This is a genomic window from Streptomyces sp. NPDC048612, assembly GCF_043199295.1.
Lineage (GTDB): Bacteria > Actinomycetota > Actinomycetes > Streptomycetales > Streptomycetaceae > Streptomyces.
This window is the reverse complement of the sequence record NZ_JBICVV010000001.1, coordinates 161800-177212: the sequence shown is the minus strand read 5'-3', so window position 1 is coordinate 177212 and position 15413 is coordinate 161800. Positions and strand designations below refer to the sequence as shown.

Sequence of the window (15413 nt, the reverse complement as noted above, 5' to 3'; positions counted from 1 at the left end):
CACTTCGGGGTTTCGCTACCCCGCGCCACCTCCCTGAGTGGACGCCACCCGCACATCAGTACGAGGTGAACCGAACTTCCGTTCCTTCAGGGCGAGTTGAGTTCCTCCGACGGTGCCCCTTCCGATGGCTCGCGAACGGCGCTCGCGCACACGACGCGCGCCGGGTCCATCGGTCCGGGCGGGGGTACGTCAATGGGCTGAGAGCCGCTCCATGACCGTCTGCGGCGGGCCGCTCAGTGGACGGGTGTGCCGGTGGTCCGGGGGCTGATGCCGGTGGCGCGTTCGGGGCGATCGTGGAGGGCCGCCGGAGGGGTCCGGACGATGAACTGCGTCTGTCCGTCCTCCCGTTCGGGCCGGATGACGGGCAGCCGGGCGGCGTCGACGGCGACCACGGCGCCGTAGTAGCGGCGGATCGGATGCAGACACGGGTCCGGTCCGGCGGCGGGCGAACGTGAAGATGCCCGTGCAGAGGGGTGAGGCGGGTGCCGTGGGCGGCGGCCGTGTGCAGCGTCGGGGCGCGGCGGGCGGTCAACCGTGCGCCGCGCCGGGCGCCGTAGGACTGGGGATGCCGCCGAGTGCCGTAGTCCTGCGGGGGTGCGGGGGCGTCAGACTGCGGCGCCAGCAGGCCCCCGCTCAAGGAACGTCGCCACGGTCCAAGTGAAGCCTTGCGGATCGTCGAGCCACGGGTAGTGGCCGGCGCCCGGCTGAACGACGAGTTCGGCCCGGGGCAGCAGTTTCGCGATGTCCTCGGCGACGCGGGGCAGCGGGCCGCTGTCCAGTTCGCCGGCGAGCAGCAGCACCGGCGCGTCCAGCCCCGCCAGCCCCGCGCGGGCCGCGTCGGGGGCGAAGGCGCCGGCGGACGCGTAGCGCTCGGCGGCCTCCTCGTGGGTCTGTGCCACCTCGGTCGCGGCATGCGCCTGCGCGGCCGCGTCCCAACGGCCGTAGAAGAAGGGCGCGATGGCGTCCCAGTCGGCGTCCGCCGCGGTACCGGCCCAGACCCGTTCGTAGGCGTCGTACGCGGCGTCGAACCATGGCTCGGCGGTGCGCAGGGCGGCCGCCTCCCGGCGGTGCTCTTCGGTGAAGTCGATGCCGAGGGCGCGGGCACGTGCGGTGATCAGCGTGAGGGTACGGAGGCGCCGCGGGTGCCGGGCCGCGTAGAGCAGCGCGAGGTCACCGGCCGCCGAGTGCGCGAGGAGGTCGACCCGTCCCAGTCCGAGATGCGCGCGGAGGGCCTCGACATCGGCGACCTGCCGGTCACAGCGGTAGGTCGCCGGGTCGGCGGGGGTGCCGGAGTCACCGGTGCCGCGCAGATCCAGGGTGATCAGGCACCGCCGCTGCGCCAGTCCGCCGAGAGCGCCGAGGTACCCGGAGGCCCGCATGGGCCCGCCGGGCAGACAGAGCAGCGGCTCGCCCTCGCCCACGACGTGGTAGGCGAGTTCGGTCCCGTCAGGAGCGGCGAAGGAAGGCATGGCCGTCATCCTCACCGTCGGTGACGATCATGGCAAGAGGTTTGCCTCCGGGGCGCTCAAGCGCCCCTGGTCCCGGCCGGGTTGGTGCGGCGGCCGGGCCGGCCGTGTGCTCAGGGGAGGCGCAGGGTGAACCACGGCACGCTGTCGCCCGGCAGCACATACTCCTCCACCTCGACGAATCCGTACCGTCGCGCGAACCGCAGCCCGTCCGTATTGGATGCCCAGACCATTGCCGCCCGGCCCGTTGCGTGCGGCTCAGCGGTCCGCCGCGAGGCCCACGTCGGTGGGTGACACGGCTTGCGGCCAGGCGGGCCAGCCGTGGACGGGCGGCACCGCGATCGCCCGCCACCACGGATAGACGGCCGCCGGCTCGGCGGGCTCGAAGGGCTCGCCCGGTCTGGGGTGGGCCGTGCCGACCCCGGACGTCCGGCCGGCGGCCAGCGTCCGTTCGGCGGGCTCGGCCCAGGGGTGCGGCGCGAGGTTGAAGGTCCCCCAGTGGATCGGCAGCAGGACACCGTGCGGCCTCCCGCCCTGGAGGTCGAGATGGGACCGCACGCCCTCCTCCGGGGTCATGTGGATGTCCGGCCAGAAGTCGCTGTACGCGCCGATCTGGATCATCGTCGCGTCGAACGGGCCGTGCGCCGCGCCGATCTCGGCGAAGCCGGAGAAGTAGCCGGTGTCACCGCTGTGGAAGATCCGGTGCTCCGGTCCGGCGACCACCCAGGAGGCCCACAGGGTGTGCTGCGGGCCGCGCAGTCCGCGGCCGCAGAAGTGCTGGGCGGGGGTGGCCGTGAGGGTCAGCGCGCCGACGCGGGTGGACTCGTGCCAGTCGAGCTCGGTGATCCGCTCCGCGGGGACGCCCCAGAACTCCAGGTCGGCGCCGATGCCGAGGGGTACGACGAAGGCCGCGCCGGTGCCGGCCAGGCCCTGGACCGTCGACATGTCGAGATGGTCGTAGTGGTCGTGCGAGATGACCACGGCGTCGACCGGGTCCAGCTCGTCCAGGGCGAGGGGCACCGGGTGCATCCGCTTGGGTCCGGCCCAGGTGAACGGCGAACAGCGCTCGCCCCAGACGGGGTCGAAGAGCACCCGCTGCCCGTCGATCTCGGCCAGCACGCTCGAATGCCCCATCCAGGTGAGCCGCAGCCCGGAGGCGGGCGGCTGGCCACGCTCCGCGGCGGTCGGGCGGTACACCGGAATCCGGCCGACCGGCGCCCGGCGCAGCCGGCCCTCCCGGCTCAGCTGGGTGCGCGCCATCGGCAGGGCGGAGCCGTGGAGCAGCTGCCTGGTCGGCGCGGGATTGCGGAACTGGCCGTCCACGAACTGCGGCGACCTGCGAATCCTGGCGAGCCGCTCCCCGGTGGGTTCGATTCCGAAGCTCGCGGGCCGCAGCGCGGACAGTCGCGTGCGGCGGGGTCGGGAACCGGTCACGGCACCTCCATGGTCAGGGCGGTCGCGAAGGGAACGGGCCGCACGAGCGAGGGGTTCCGGCACACCGCGCCCCGCGGCGCCGCCGTACGGTTTCCGCACCACGACACCCGGACTCAACACCATCACCCGCAGAGACAAACCGCGCGACCGGCCGTCGCATTCCCGGCACGGGGTGTGACCTCTCCCGGCCCCACGGGAGACGCCTCCCGGCCCGGCCACCGGGACGCGCCCATTGCGGTGACGGAGGCCGAAGGCGGCCGTCCGCGGACACGTACGACCGCCGGTCGCGCCCCCGCCCAGGAGCCGCCCGTCAGCCGAACGGTCCCTCCTGGGTGAAGCGGCGCAGTTGGCGGGCGAACGCCTCGGCCTCGCCCGGCGGCCAGGAGGACAGGCTCGCCATGATGTGGGCCGCCAGCCGTTTCCGCAGCTCGGCCACGGCGGACTGGCCCTGGTCGGTGAGGACGAGCAGATGTGCGCGCCGGTCGGCGGGGTCGGCCTCACGCCGGACGAGACCGGCGGCCTCCAGCCGTGAGGCACGGCGGGTGACTCCGGAGCGGTCGACTCCGACATCGGGCGCCAGGTCCGCCGCACTACGGGGCCCGGTCCGGGCCAGTGCGCTCAGCACGGGGTACGTCACCTCGTCCACCGCCTCTCCCATGCCCTCGGTGAGCCGCTGGTGCAGCTGGGTGCGGGTGGTGCGCCGGAGCAGGATGCCCAGCGCGTCTGCGATCTCGTGTCCCACGTCGTTCGTCACACCAGAAGAATAACGTGCGCTGCGCACGCGTCCGGTGCTACAGTGACGGATATGCGTGCGAAACGCACGCACTTCTGTTCTGTGACCGGCTCTGTGAAAGGAACTCCCATGACGCGCACCGGTATCGAGGCCGCCCTCAACGACCTGCTCTTCAGCCGCGAACTCACCGTCCAGGAAGCCGCCGACCGCCACTTCACCCCGGAGTACCGCCAGCGCACCGACGGGGACTGGGCCGACCGCGCCGCATTCATGGAGCACATCAGCCACCTCCGCACCGTCGTCGCCGACGGCCACGTCGAGGTGCACGAAGAGCTCTACGACGGCAGCAGGTACGCCGACCGGCACACCGCCCACCTCACCAAGAAGGACGGCTCGGCCGTCCGTATGGAGGTCTACGTCTTCGCCGACCTCGCGCCCGACGGACGCTTCGCCCGCATCGAGGAGACCACCCTGCTCCTCCACGGCGCCGACACCGACCGCGACATGGGCAGCGCCCGCTGAGGCCGCGGGCCGGACGCCGCGAACTCGGCACAGCGAACTGGGCACGGCGAAACGGCACGGCGAACTCGCCCCCGTGGAGGCCGACTTCACCGACCGGCGCTCCGGGACGGACCGCCTACCCCAGCCACCCCCCGCCACCCCGATCGCCCAAGCCCCGAGGATCACCCCTCCGGCATGAACGCCAACACGAGGTGATCCTCGACCGCTCGGTACCCGAGGCGCTGGTAGAGGGCGTTGCTGGTGGGGTTGTCGAGATCCGCGAAGAGCAGCAGTTCGGGCACGCCGGCGTCGCGGGCTCGGCGCGAGAGCGCGGCGGTCACCGCGCCCGCGTAACCACGTCCGCGCAGTCCGGGCGGGGTGTAGACGGGGGCGATCCGGGCCGTGCCGGAGAGCGCGGGGGTGCGGCAGGCCAGAGAGACGGGTCCCCCGTCGGTCTCCCAGAGCAGGCAGCGGCCGTCGGCGATCCGGGCGTCGACCGCACGGGCGTCGCGGGGTAGCGAGCCGCCGATGTCCGCGGCGAAGGCGGTGAACCAGTCGAGCAGGAGTTCCCGGTCGGCGGTGGTGGCGGTGCGGGCCCTGCCGGGCGGCGCGGGCGCAGGCGGGGTCAGCTCGCCCAGCCGGTAGAGGCGTTCGCGCCTCGTGGGGGTCACCCTGCCGCCGTGCCGCCGCTGCCAGGCAGCCGCGACCGCCTCCGCCGCCGCCCGGCCCCCGTTCACCCCCGGGACCGCCACGCCCTCGGCCGCCAGCGCCTCCACCAGCGAGGTCGCAGCCTCGTCCGGCATCGGCGTGAGCAGCAGCGGACGCGGTGGTGTCCACACGAACGCCGCCGCCACCGCGTCCCGGCCGTCCGGCCGCCACCATCCGCACAACGGCGCCTCGTCCCCGTACACATCGGCGCCGAGCGACCGCAGGGAGGAGACCACCGACAACGGCACCGTGTGCACGGCCGGCCGGCTGCGCAAGAACGCGCCCGCCGCCGCGTCATATACCGGGAGATCCCGGGTCATTGTCCACGTCATGCTGCAGCCTGCTCCGAACCGGTGGGCGGCCGCACTCCCTTTTCCGCGGCGCGGCGCCTCTCGCCGAGGCTCTCGCGGGGGCCCGCGGTCAGAGCGCTTCGATGGCCGCCGGCGGGCCGGGCAGTCCGGGGCGGCGGGGCAGGAAGACGGTGCGGAGGAGGATCTGCGGGGCGACCAGACGCGTGGGCGGCGCGGTGAGGTTGAAGACGTCCCGGAAGGCCGCGCCGACGACCGGGTCGATGGCGGCGCGGGCGACCAGCCGGTCGAGGTACCAGGTGGAGAGCCGCTCCCCGAGGCCCGCCCTGCTGTCGCCGGAGTCCGCGTACGGGCGGTCCGCGCCGACCGCGGCGAGCCAGGCGGGCTCCGCGGCGCGGGCCACCGCTCGCTGCGCCTCGGCGGTGATCCCGGGGCGCAGCCCGCCGCCGTCCGTGAACGTGCCGCGCACGGCCAGCGCCCCGAGGGCGGCGACCGACATGCCCTGCCCGTACACGGGGTTGAAGGTGCACGCGGCGTCCCCGAGGACGAGCAGACCGTCGGGCAGGGCACCGGGCCGCTCGAAGTGCCGGCGGCGGTTGCGGGTGTCGCGGAAGCCGTGCACGGGCGACAGCGGCTCGGCCTGGGCGAGCAGTTCATGGATGTACGGGTCGCCGATGGTGGCGCTGAAGGCGGTGAACTCCGCGGCGTCCGTGGGCGGGTGGTGCCCGCGCACACCGGACATCGTCAGCAGCCAGTTGCCGTCCTCCACGGGGACGTACACCGCGCCGCGCGGGCACTCGGGCCAGCCCGGGACGTTGATGCCCGCATCCGGTGCCGTGGCCGGGTCCCTGGGGCGGTACATCCGGGTGGCGTAGGCGATGCCCGCGTCCACGGTCTCCTCCTGCGGCACGGACCGGCCCAGTTCGGCGAGCCACTGCGGGGTGCGGGAGCCGCGGCCCGAGGCGTCCACGACGAGCCCGGCCGGCAGCTCCCGCCCGGACCGCGCGCCCGGCGCACCGTCCCGTGCCCGCACCCGGACCCCGGTCACCCGGCCGGCGTCCCCGGTCAGCCCGGTGGCCTCGGTCGCCTCCAGGACCTCGACCCGGGTGGCCGATTCGGCGGCCGCCCCCAGCACCCGCTCCCGCACGACGGAGTCCAGTACCGGCCGGGTGACGCTGAGGGTGAGATGCCGGCGCTCGTCGAAGCGGCGCTGCCAGCCGGTGGGGGTACGGGTGAGCAGATCGCGGGACAGATACAGGCCGCGGGCGCCCGCCTCGCCGAGTGCGGCGGCCGTACCGGGCAGCAGCTCCTCCAGGGCGTGCCGGCCGCCGCTGAGGAGGACGTGCAGATGGCGGGCCTGCGGGACACCCTTGCGGAAGGCGCGCCCCTCCGGGTAGCGGTCGCGCTCCACGACGGTGACCGTCTCGACCTGCCCGATCAGGGCGGCGACGGCCAGCATCCCGGCGAGCCCGCCGCCGATCACGATCGCGGTGCGCCCGCCATTGGAGTGCTCTGCCACCGTTGCCCCGCTCCCCCGACGGCGTGGTCCGACCGCCGACGCACCGCTCGTTTCTGTCCCCGGACCGCTCGCCCCGCCCGCTGTCCGGGCGCCGTCGGCGGAAACCGATCACCGTCGGCCACAGACTTCAGTGCCCCCGGGGGCCGTGTCAACGGCCCTTTGCGCCAACCGATCTGTGGACCCCTCAGCCGTTCGCGCCGTTGTGCGCCCCTCGCGCCCTGGTCACCGGCCCGGACCGGGCGTGTTCGTCCCTCACTCGTGTCACCGGACCCCCTGACATCCCGTCATGGGACGAGCGTGCGTCTAGACTCCCCGCAGCGGATGCACCCCGTCCGCAAACGGTCTCACCAGCAGGGGATTCGTCTCACCAGCAAGGGATTCAGGGACGCTTGTGACATTCCAGCAGGTTTCTGAGCCGTATGACGCCTATGACGTGCTCGTCGTCGGCGGGTCGGGCGTGGACACCGTCGTGTCGGTCGGCGCACTGCCCGTACCACTCGCCGACTCCCACCCGGTGCCACCCCTCTACGAGGCGGCGGGGCACACCGGCACCGGTGTCGCGCTCGGCTGCGCCGCGCTCGGGCTCACCACCGGATTCGTGGACTTCGTCGGCGACGACCATCCGGGCACGCTGGTCCGTGAGCGGCTGGCCGGTACCGGTGTCGACTTCCGGCCGCTGATCTCCCCGCACGGCACCCGGCGCGCGGTCAACCTCGTCGCCCCCGACGGCCGCCGGATGTCGTTCTACGACGCCCGGGACCCGGCCGAGCTGCGGATGCCGCCCGAGCACTATCTGCCCCCGCTGCGGCGCGCCCGCCATGTGCATCTGTCGATCATGCACTTCGCCCGCTTCCTGTACGACGACATCGAGGCCCTGGGCCTGCCCGTCTCCACGGATCTGCACGACTGGGACGGGCTGACGGACCATCACCGGGAGTTCGCGCTCCGCTCCGACCTGGTGTTCCTCAGTACGGCCGGGGCGGGTGAGCGGATCGGGGCCGTGATGCGGGAGATCCTGCGCGAGGGGCGCGCCGAGGCGGTGATCGCCACGGCCGGGGCGGGCGGCGCCTACCTCCTCAGCGCCGACGACCGTACGCCGCGTCTGGTGCCGACCGTGGTCCCGCCCGGTCCCGTCGTGGACAGCAACGGCGCGGGCGACGCCTTCACCAGCGGGTTCCTCTACGGCAGGCTGACGGGCCGGGACCTGGAGGAGTGCGCGCGCCTGGGCGCCGTCGCGGGGGCGCACGCCTGTACCTCGCGGGGGCCCCACACCTCCCTCGTCGGCCCGGAGGAGCTGCGCGCCGCCCTCGGCGCACCGGCCACCGCCCCGGCGCAGCCTGCCGGTGAGGGCAGCCGCATCCCGGGCCCACCGGACCCGCAGGTGTCCCGTACAGGGGCGTAGTCCGCGTGACGGGCTGACCGGCCGGGGCCTCCGGCCGGTCAGCCCGTGCGGCCCACTCCGCCGTAGAAGATGGTGTTGTTGAGTTCCTCCGCACCGGGCACCCGGTCGTCCGGCCGCCACAGCGGCACCCGTACGACGCCCGGCTCCAGCAGGGCGAACGGGCCGAAGAGCGGCTCGATCTCGGCCTTCGACCGCAGGTTGAGGGTGGCGGTGGCGCTCTTGTAGACGTTCACCACGCCGTCACGCGCCCGTTCGTCCGTACGGCCCGCCTCATAGGCCTCGTAGGGCTCGCCGGTCGCGTGCGTCAGCACGAGATGGCTGCCCGCGGGAAGCGCCTCGGCGAGGGCGGCGATGAGCCCGGCGGGGTCCTCGTCGTCCCGGATGAAGTGGAGTACGGCCACCAGCAGCACCGCCACCGGCCGGTCGAAGTCGATCAGCTCCCGGACGGTGGGGTGGTCCAGCAGCGCCTTCGGGTCGCGGGCGTCGCCGAGCACGAACCCGGTGCCCTCGGTGTTGGTCAGCCGGGCGCCGGCGTGGGTGGCGACGATCGGGTCGTTGTCCACATACACCACGCGGGTGCCGGGGGCGCTCTCGCGGGCCACCTCGTGGGTGTTGGGCGAGGTGGGGATGCCGGTGCCGATGTCGATGATCTGGCGGATGCCGTCGGCGGTCAGCGCGCGGACCGCGCGGCGCAGGAAGGCGCGGTTGGCGCGGGCGCTGAGCCGCACCTGCGGGTGAACCTCGATGACGCGCTCCGCGGCCACCCGGTCGACCTCGTAGTTGTCCCAGCCGCCGAGGTAGTAGTCGTACATCCGGGCGGGGTGCGGCCGGCTGGTGTCGATCTCCGCGGCCGAGAAGCCCGAGTGCTCCGGTCCCTGGACGTACGGTCCGATCTCCGGGACCTCGTCCGGTGTCCCCTGGGACATGTCCTGCGCGCTCATGCCGTCCTCCGTTCGGTGCGCCGGCCCGGCGCCGCCGCGAGCAGGAAGTCGGCGTGGCCGGCCTTCGCCCCCTCGATGAAGCTCACCATTTCGTGGTGGGTGTAGATCAGGGCCGGGCCGTCCGGGTCGGTCGACTGCCGCAGCGCTATCCGGCCGTCCCCCAGCCGCATGGCCTCGACGCACTCGCCCCCGTTTCCGCCGCTCCACGGCTTGTGCCAGCCCTCAGAGCCCAGCTCCTTGGCGGGCATGCCGTTGTAGATGCGTATGCGATCCATGGTTCAGATCTCCTTGCGAAAGCCACCCAGAATGGCCTCGGTGGTGTGTGCCGGCGCGGCCTGCGCACACATCCGGTCCAGGGCCTCCAGGAACTGCGAGACGTCGTTGCGCTGGTCGAAGTACACGGCTCCGACGAGGCTTTCCGCGTACGCGATGTCCGGGAGTTCCGGGATCGGGAAGCGGAAGAGGTGGAACGGTCCGTACATGGCGGGGTGCGGGCCCGCGGCGAACGGCATGATCTGCAGCCGTACGTTGGGCAGCGCGGTGGCCTCCATCAGCCGGGTGACCTGGTCGCGCATCACCTTCGGGCCGCCGATCGGGCGCCGCAGCACGGTCTCGTCCATGACCACCCACAGCATCGGTGCGTTGTCACGGGTCAGCAGGGACTGCCGCTCCATGCGCAGCGCGACGATGCGGTCGATGTCCGCGGTGGAGGCGTGCGGCATCCCGGCCTTGAGCACCGCGGCGGCGTAGTCCTCGGTCTGCAACAGCCCGGGGACGTAGTGCGGTTGGTAGGCCCGGATGAGGTTGGCCTCGCTCTCCAGGCTGACGAAGGCGCTGAACCACTCGGGCAGCACATCGCGGAACCGGTGCCACCAGCCGGGCTTGTTGGCCTCGCGGGCGAGGGAGACGAAGCCCTCGATCTCGTCCTCGTCGGTGACGCCGTAGGTCGCCAGCAGCTTCTCGACGTAGGGGAGTTTGAGGCCGACCTCGGCCTTTTCCATCCGCCGTATGGTGGCGTGGGTCACGTCGAGGGCCGCGGCGGCCTGCTCGAAGGAGAGGCCCGCCTTCTCGCGCAGGTCCTGCAGTCGCTTGCCGAGCACCACCCGCAGGACGGTGGGTGCACCTGCCGACCGTGGGTCCGCCACGTCCGATCGCCTCCAACTGACTTCAATTGTCAGCAGTGTGTCATGCCGTCAGCATGAACGAACAGACTGCACTTACGATTCTGCAAATTACAGACTGATCCTTGCCATCGGTGACCGACATCGCACATAGTTGCGGCGTGGCTTCCTCCAACAACGCTCCTTCGTTAGGGCGCTGTGGCGGCTTTGTCGCCCAGTACCCGCAGGACGCGTTCCACTTGCCGGCGCGACGCACGTCCGTTCCCGAGGCGCGCAGACGCGTCAGTGCGCTGCTGTGCGAGTGGGGCGCGGATCAACAAGTCCGCGACGACGTGGAGTTGGTGGTCTCCGAGCTGTTCACCAACGCGGTACGGCACACCGACAGCGAGAAGGTCGGCTGCGAGCTCGCCCTCTTCGGCGCGCACATCCGCATAGAGATCACGGACCAGGGCGGCCCGGCGGACTCCGCGCCGCACATCCAGCCCGGCAGCGTGGACCAGGAGTGCGGACGCGGGCTGTTCCTCGTCGGCGCGCTGTCCGAGAGCTGGGGATCGCGGCCCACCGACAGCGGCCAGGGCCGGGTCGTCTGGGCGGACCTGCCGTACTCCTCCCTCGCCCACTGAGGCCCCGTTCCGCATCCGCGGGACCGGGGCCTCCGTCACGCCACGGGCCCTTCCCGGCCCGCGGCCGCCCTACAGCGGCAGCAGATCGGGCCGCTTGGGCTCGACATGGTCGCCGGAGGACTCCCCGCGCAGCCGGCGGCCGATCCACGGGACGAGGTGCTCCCGCGCCCAGTGGATGTTGTCCCGCCGCGCGTCGGCGGCCGAACGCTCCGCCTCCGGAGGCCAGGGCTGGTCCGGGTCGGCCGGCACCGCCATCCCGAGGACCTGCGCCGCGCGCAGCGCCACCCGGGTGTGCCCGTCGGCGGACAGATGCAGCCGGTCGTCGCTCCACGCCCGCCGGTCCTGCACCGACTTGAGCGACCACAGGTCCAGGACGGGACAGCCGTGCCGGTCCGCGATGGCCCGGACGTGTGCCGTATACGTCGCGATCTTGCCGCGCAGATGCTTGAGGACGGGGATGTCGCGGGTGTCGAAGCCGGTGCAGAGCAGGACCGTGCCGACCGCCTCCCGCAGATCGGCGACCGCCGCGTCATAGCGCTCGGCGACCGCGTCCGGGTCCGAGCCCGGCCGCAGGATGTCGTTTCCGCCGGCACAGAACGTCACCAGCGCAGGGGCGAGGGCTTTCGCCCGGGGCACCTGCTCCTCCACGATCTGGTCCAGGAGCCGGCCCCGGACCGCGAGATTCGCGTAGCGGAACTCCCCCTCGGCCCGCTGGTCCGAGAGGAGGACCGCGAGCCGGTCCGCCCAACCGATGTACGCCCCGTCAGGGCCGGGGTCCCCGACCCCCTCTGTGAAGCTGTCCCCGACGGCTGCGTACGACCCGATGGCGCCAGGGGCGCCGTTGCTGAAGTATTTCGAATCGTCTGCCACGTCAGGACATACTTCACCTCATGAAGTGACTTACGCCACCGTAACCAGGGGTTGACGAGGGGTGATTTATGCCACCAGGTCAAATTCTGCTCAAGTTGGAATACGGGGCGGGCGTCCCTCACTCCCGGGCGCTCCGTGACGCGCCGGGCCGCCCCCGCAATGACCTGATTGCCTATTGCACCAATGTCGTATTGTCGGAGGTGCCCCGCCTCGCCGACGAGCAAGCGTCGGCGGCCGAACCCGAGGAGCGCGCCCGTGACGCAGCAGACGCCGCAGGTCCCACAGGCCCAGCCCGAGCTCACGGAGGTCCGCAACTTCCGGGACGTGGGCGGTCTGCCGACCGTGGACGGGCGTCGCGTACGGGAGGGCAGGCTGTTCCGCAGTGGCCATCTCGCCCATGCGACCGAGACGGACGCCGCCTTTCTGGCCGGTCTCGGGCTGCACACCATCTTCGATTTCCGCAATGCCTCGGACATCAAGCTGGAGGGCCCCGATGTCGCGCTGCCCGGCGTGCGGAATGTGAACATCCCGCTCACCGACCCGGCCGACGGCGCGGAATTCTGGACGATGGTGCGCGACGGTGAGCTGGAGCAGCTGCGCTCCGCGCTCGGCGACGGCAAGGCCGCGGCCCGGATGGCCGCGACGTACCGCCACATCATCACCAGCCGCACCGAGGACCACAGCAAGGTGCTGCACGCGCTCGCCGAGGACAGCGTCCCCGCCCTGATGCACTGTGCGGCCGGCAAGGACCGGGCGGGCCTGTCCATCGCCGTGACACTGCTCGCGGTCGGGGTGGAGCGGGACGCGATCGAGGCGGACTACCTGATGTCCAACGACCCCCACCGCCGCTACAAGATCCGCCGCTCCGACAACTCCGCTGTGGGGATGTCGCAGGAGGTCATGGAGCTGCTCGCGCCGCTGTTCGGGGCGCACACCGACTACCTCACGGCCGCCTACGACGCGATCCGCCAGACCTGGGGCTCCACGGAGGCCTACCTCACCGACGGTCTGCGGCTGACCCCCGCCGTCCGCGAGCGGCTGCGGGAACAGCTGCTGACGGACTGACGGCGCGGCACCCGCTCACGGCGTGGCCACCCAGCCCGCGACCAGCACCAGCCCCGACGCCCGGTGCACCGCGAGGAAGCCGAAGGGCCGGTCGTAGCGGGCCGAGATCCGCTGGGCCCGGTAGGGCGGGGCCGGTGGCACGCCCCCCGCGGCCGCCGGCAGGAGGGTGACCGCGGCCGCCCGGAAGCCCAGCGGACCGAAGGTCGCGGTGGCCGTCTGCCGGGCGGCCGACACCGCGAGCGGCTGGTCGCTGATGCCGGGGAAGTGCCCGCGCGAGGTGTCGGTGGCGGAGGTGAGCCCGAAGAGGTCCGCCCGCTCCAGCAGATCGTGCTCGGCGCCGACGGTGAACCCGGTGGTGGTGAGGTGCAGACGCGGGTCCGTGTCATGGCTCGGCACGGTCGTCACCCGCAGCCCCGGACCGGCGCCGTCGGTCAGCGCCGTCCCGGACACCGTCGGATAGCCGCCCGCCAGCGCCGCGAGACCGTGGTGCAGCACCTCGCCGCCCGGCAGCTCCGGCCCGCCGAGCAGCAGATGGACATCGAGTCCGTTGTCGCCCGCGACCCGCACCGCGGTCAGCGGGCCGGCCGGGGTGTCGTGCACCCGCACCTGCTCCACGTCCCGCCCGGAACGGCTCAGCGCCGTCAACTCCCGCCCCTCCCAGGGCCCTTCGGACGGCCGGGCGGGGAACTCGCCGAACGGCTCGGTCCAGGTCGTGCGCACCAGCAGCGCACTGGCCAGCACGAACAGGGTGTCCGGGGTGAGCCGGGCCGGCATCCGCTCGATCAGGCCGTCGGTGTGCCGCCGCGCCCAGGTGTCCAGCGCGCTCCGGTCCGCGGCGAGGTCGCCGGTGAACTCGCCGTGCGTAGTGGGCGGCAAGCTGCCCAGCCACTCCGGGTGGAGGGCCAGGGCGCGGCGGGCCCACAGTCCCACCGCGGCATCGACGCCGTCCGCCGCCGCCAGTGCGGCGAGCAGCTCCCGGCCTTCGCGGACCGCGCGCTCCGCTTCGGTGCCGAGCGCTGCGGCCAGTTCCTTGCGGGCCGGGCCGTCGGCCGGCCCGGCGAGCAGGGCCAGCAGCGGCCAGACTCCGGCCGCGGTCAGGACGGAGTTCCGCTCCCCCACCGCCGCGCGCGCCCAGCGCGCCGTCATGTCGTTGACGGCCCGCGCCGTCGCCCCGGCCACCATGGCCTTCCCCCAGCGTCGTCAGCGGTTGGCGACCGCCTGCTTGACCAGCGTCCGCCCGAAGTCCCACATCAGGCCGCCGCCCCCGTGGGCGTCGTCCATGACGGCCGTGAACGCCTCGACGAAACGGTCCACTTCCCGCTCGCCGATGATCAGCGGCGGAATCAGCTTAATGACCTCCAGACGGTCTCCGGAGACCTGGGTCAGAATGCGGTGCCGCTGCAGCAGCGGCACCACGACCATCTGCGCGAACAGCCCCTTGCGGGCCGTCTGGAGCATCGTCCAGCGGCTGCGCAGCCCGAGGGACCTGGGGCGGCCGAACTCGATGCCGATCATCAGGCCGCGGCCCCGTACGTCGTGCAGCAGCTCGTACCGGGGGATCAGCTCCGCCAGCCGGGAGCGCAGCAGCTCGCCGGTGCGCCGGGCGCCGGCCACCAGCTGCTCGTCCTCCAGCACCGAGAGCACCGCGAGACCGGCGGCCATCGCCTGGGCGTTGGCGCCGAAGCTGGCGGAGTGCACCAGCACCCGGTCCATGGACGAGTAGACCTTCTTGAAGATCCAGTCCTTGCCGAGCGTCGCCCCGACCGGCACATAGCCGCCGGACAGCGCCTTGGCCACACACACCAGATCCGGCTCGACACCGTCCTCGTGCTGGTAGGCGAAGAAGTCACCGGTGCGGCCGAGGCCGGTCTGCACCTCATCGGCGATCAGCAGGGCCTGGTGCCGGTGCAGCAGTTCCTGGGCGGCGCGCAGGAAGCCCGGCGGGGTCGGGTGGACGCCCTTGCCCTGGATGGGCTCGATCACAAATCCCGCCACGTCGCCGCGCTTCAACTCCCGTTCCAGGGCGGCCAGATCACCCAGTGCGATGGCGGTGTCCGGCAGCAGCGGGGCGAAGCCGTCCCGGAAGCCGTCCTCACCGTTGACGGAGAGCGAGCCGGTGGTCAGACCGTGGAAGGCATGGGTGCAGTAGAGGACGCGGGGGCGACCGGTGGCGTAGCGGGCGAACTTCAGGGCGGTCTCGACGGCTTCGGTGCCGCTGTTGCCGAAGAAGACCCGGTCGAGGTGGGGCGTGTGGGTCAGCAGCTTCTCGGCGAGCAGTCCGGGCAGCGGCTGGCAGTCGAAGCGGGTGAGGTCGGCCAGTTGGGCGTCCAGCACGTCGTGCAGCGCCTGCCGGACGACGGGGTGGTGCCGGCCGAGTCCCATCACCCCGAATCCCGCGAGCATGTCCAGGTAGTCCTGGCCGTCGCTGTCCCAGAAGTAGGCGCCCTCGGCCCGCTCGTAGACCTTGTCGAAGCCGAGGGTGTGCAGCATCCGCGGCAGCTGGTGGTTGAGGTGGCGGGTGTGCAGCGCATAGCGCTCGCCGCCGCGCTCGGCGAGCAGCCCGGTCAGGTCGAATGTGGTCACGACTGCTTCTCCTTACGGGTCAGCGCACCGCTGACCCGGGCGGCGCTCCCGGCCCGGTCCGGCGCCCGCACCGTACAGCGGGCGGGCACCGTACGGGAGCCGGGGGTGCCCTCGGGGACCACGAAGGCGGCGACAGGAC

At 72.8% G+C, this 15413-nt stretch carries 16 protein-coding genes; 4 read left to right on the top strand and 12 right to left on the bottom strand.

Annotated elements, in window-relative coordinates; genetic code table 11:
• Positions 1-233: 233 nt before the first annotated feature.
• The 4 genes from ACGFN2_RS00635 to ACGFN2_RS00620 form a co-directional block, all read right to left on the bottom strand.
• On the bottom strand, positions 234-392 hold the full coding sequence (locus ACGFN2_RS00635; protein WP_393356414.1) for a hypothetical protein: 159 nt from the start codon (positions 390-392) through the stop codon (positions 234-236).
• A 213-nt stretch (positions 393-605) separates the two neighbouring features.
• Positions 606-1469 (bottom strand): alpha/beta fold hydrolase, encoded by an 864-nt coding sequence (locus tag ACGFN2_RS00630; RefSeq protein WP_393356412.1) that lies wholly within the window; start codon positions 1467-1469, stop codon positions 606-608.
• A 255-nt stretch (positions 1470-1724) separates the two neighbouring features.
• Positions 1725-2900: an MBL fold metallo-hydrolase gene (locus ACGFN2_RS00625; RefSeq protein WP_362612911.1), complete on the bottom strand. Its 1176-nt coding sequence runs from the start codon at positions 2898-2900 to the stop codon at positions 1725-1727.
• Between the two features lie 310 nt (positions 2901-3210).
• Positions 3211-3654, bottom strand: a complete 444-nt coding sequence (locus ACGFN2_RS00620; RefSeq protein WP_393356410.1) for a MarR family winged helix-turn-helix transcriptional regulator — start codon at positions 3652-3654, stop codon at positions 3211-3213.
• Between the two features lie 108 nt (positions 3655-3762).
• On the opposite strand from ACGFN2_RS00620, the gene ACGFN2_RS00615 reads away from it, so the two are divergent.
• Positions 3763-4155: a nuclear transport factor 2 family protein gene (locus ACGFN2_RS00615; protein WP_393356408.1), complete on the top strand. Its 393-nt coding sequence runs from the start codon at positions 3763-3765 to the stop codon at positions 4153-4155.
• Positions 4156-4316: 161 nt separating this feature from the next.
• Here ACGFN2_RS00615 and ACGFN2_RS00610 read toward each other — a convergent pair whose 3' ends face one another.
• Together ACGFN2_RS00610 and ACGFN2_RS00605 are read right to left on the bottom strand one after the other, a co-directional pair.
• Entirely contained in the window at positions 4317-5174 is an 858-nt protein-coding gene (locus tag ACGFN2_RS00610) for a GNAT family N-acetyltransferase (RefSeq protein WP_393356406.1), read from the bottom strand.
• 88 nt (positions 5175-5262) lie between these two features.
• On the bottom strand, positions 5263-6669 hold the full coding sequence (locus ACGFN2_RS00605; protein ID WP_393356404.1) for an NAD(P)/FAD-dependent oxidoreductase: 1407 nt from the start codon (positions 6667-6669) through the stop codon (positions 5263-5265).
• 391 nt (positions 6670-7060) lie between these two features.
• Here ACGFN2_RS00605 and ACGFN2_RS00600 point away from each other — a divergent pair, with 391 nt between their 5' ends.
• Positions 7061-8071 (top strand): carbohydrate kinase family protein, encoded by a 1011-nt coding sequence (locus tag ACGFN2_RS00600; RefSeq protein WP_362612919.1) that lies wholly within the window; start codon positions 7061-7063, stop codon positions 8069-8071.
• A gap of 38 nt (positions 8072-8109) precedes the next feature.
• On the opposite strand, the gene ACGFN2_RS00595 is transcribed toward ACGFN2_RS00600, so the two are convergent.
• Genes ACGFN2_RS00595 through ACGFN2_RS00585 form a run of 3 tightly spaced genes read right to left on the bottom strand, consistent with a single transcriptional unit; the run spans position 8110 to position 10157 of the window.
• Complete coding sequence (locus ACGFN2_RS00595) at positions 8110-9012, bottom strand: SAM-dependent methyltransferase (protein WP_393356402.1); 903 nt, start codon at positions 9010-9012, stop codon at positions 8110-8112.
• Positions 9009-9287 carry a DUF397 domain-containing protein gene (locus tag ACGFN2_RS00590; RefSeq protein ID WP_362612924.1) on the bottom strand — a complete coding sequence of 93 codons (279 nt, stop codon included), beginning with the start codon at positions 9285-9287 and terminating at the stop codon, positions 9009-9011. The genes ACGFN2_RS00595 and ACGFN2_RS00590 overlap by 4 nt, the downstream gene beginning before the upstream one ends.
• 3 nt (positions 9288-9290) lie before the next feature.
• Entirely contained in the window at positions 9291-10157 is an 867-nt protein-coding gene (locus ACGFN2_RS00585) for a helix-turn-helix domain-containing protein (RefSeq protein WP_393356400.1), read from the bottom strand.
• A gap of 137 nt (positions 10158-10294) precedes the next feature.
• Here ACGFN2_RS00585 and ACGFN2_RS00580 point away from each other — a divergent pair, with 137 nt between their 5' ends.
• Entirely contained in the window at positions 10295-10756 is a 462-nt protein-coding gene (locus ACGFN2_RS00580) for an ATP-binding protein (RefSeq protein WP_259670150.1), read from the top strand.
• A 69-nt stretch (positions 10757-10825) separates the two neighbouring features.
• Here ACGFN2_RS00580 and ACGFN2_RS00575 read toward each other — a convergent pair whose 3' ends face one another.
• On the bottom strand, positions 10826-11626 hold the full coding sequence (locus tag ACGFN2_RS00575; RefSeq protein ID WP_362612929.1) for an SGNH/GDSL hydrolase family protein: 801 nt from the start codon (positions 11624-11626) through the stop codon (positions 10826-10828).
• Between the two features lie 255 nt (positions 11627-11881).
• Between ACGFN2_RS00575 and ACGFN2_RS00570 the strand changes: the two genes are divergently transcribed.
• Positions 11882-12691, top strand: a complete 810-nt coding sequence (locus tag ACGFN2_RS00570) for a tyrosine-protein phosphatase (protein ID WP_393356397.1) — start codon at positions 11882-11884, stop codon at positions 12689-12691.
• 15 nt (positions 12692-12706) lie between these two features.
• On the opposite strand, the gene ACGFN2_RS00565 is transcribed toward ACGFN2_RS00570, so the two are convergent.
• Together ACGFN2_RS00565 and ACGFN2_RS00560 are read right to left on the bottom strand one after the other, a co-directional pair.
• Positions 12707-13873 (bottom strand): serpin family protein, encoded by a 1167-nt coding sequence (locus ACGFN2_RS00565; RefSeq protein ID WP_362612934.1) that lies wholly within the window; start codon positions 13871-13873, stop codon positions 12707-12709.
• Between the two features lie 18 nt (positions 13874-13891).
• On the bottom strand, positions 13892-15274 hold the full coding sequence (locus tag ACGFN2_RS00560) for an aspartate aminotransferase family protein (protein ID WP_393356395.1): 1383 nt from the start codon (positions 15272-15274) through the stop codon (positions 13892-13894).
• Between the last annotated feature and the right edge of the window lie 139 nt (positions 15275-15413).

Bases quoted from the DNA above. Each gene is read 5' to 3' on its own strand.
- ACGFN2_RS00630 (WP_393356412.1), bottom strand. From the start codon at position 1,469: ATGCCTTCCTTCGCCGCTCCTGACGGGACCGAACTCGCCTACCACGTC.
- ACGFN2_RS00615 (WP_393356408.1), top strand. From the start codon at position 3,763: ATGACGCGCACCGGTATCGAGGCCGCCCTCAACGACCTGCTCTTCAGC.
- ACGFN2_RS00610 (WP_393356406.1), bottom strand. From the start codon at position 5,174: ATGACGTGGACAATGACCCGGGATCTCCCGGTATATGACGCGGCGGCG.
- ACGFN2_RS00595 (WP_393356402.1), bottom strand. From the start codon at position 9,012: ATGAGCGCGCAGGACATGTCCCAGGGGACACCGGACGAGGTCCCGGAG.
- ACGFN2_RS00590 (WP_362612924.1), bottom strand. From the start codon at position 9,287: ATGGATCGCATACGCATCTACAACGGCATGCCCGCCAAGGAGCTGGGC.
- ACGFN2_RS00565 (WP_362612934.1), bottom strand. From the start codon at position 13,873: ATGGTGGCCGGGGCGACGGCGCGGGCCGTCAACGACATGACGGCGCGC.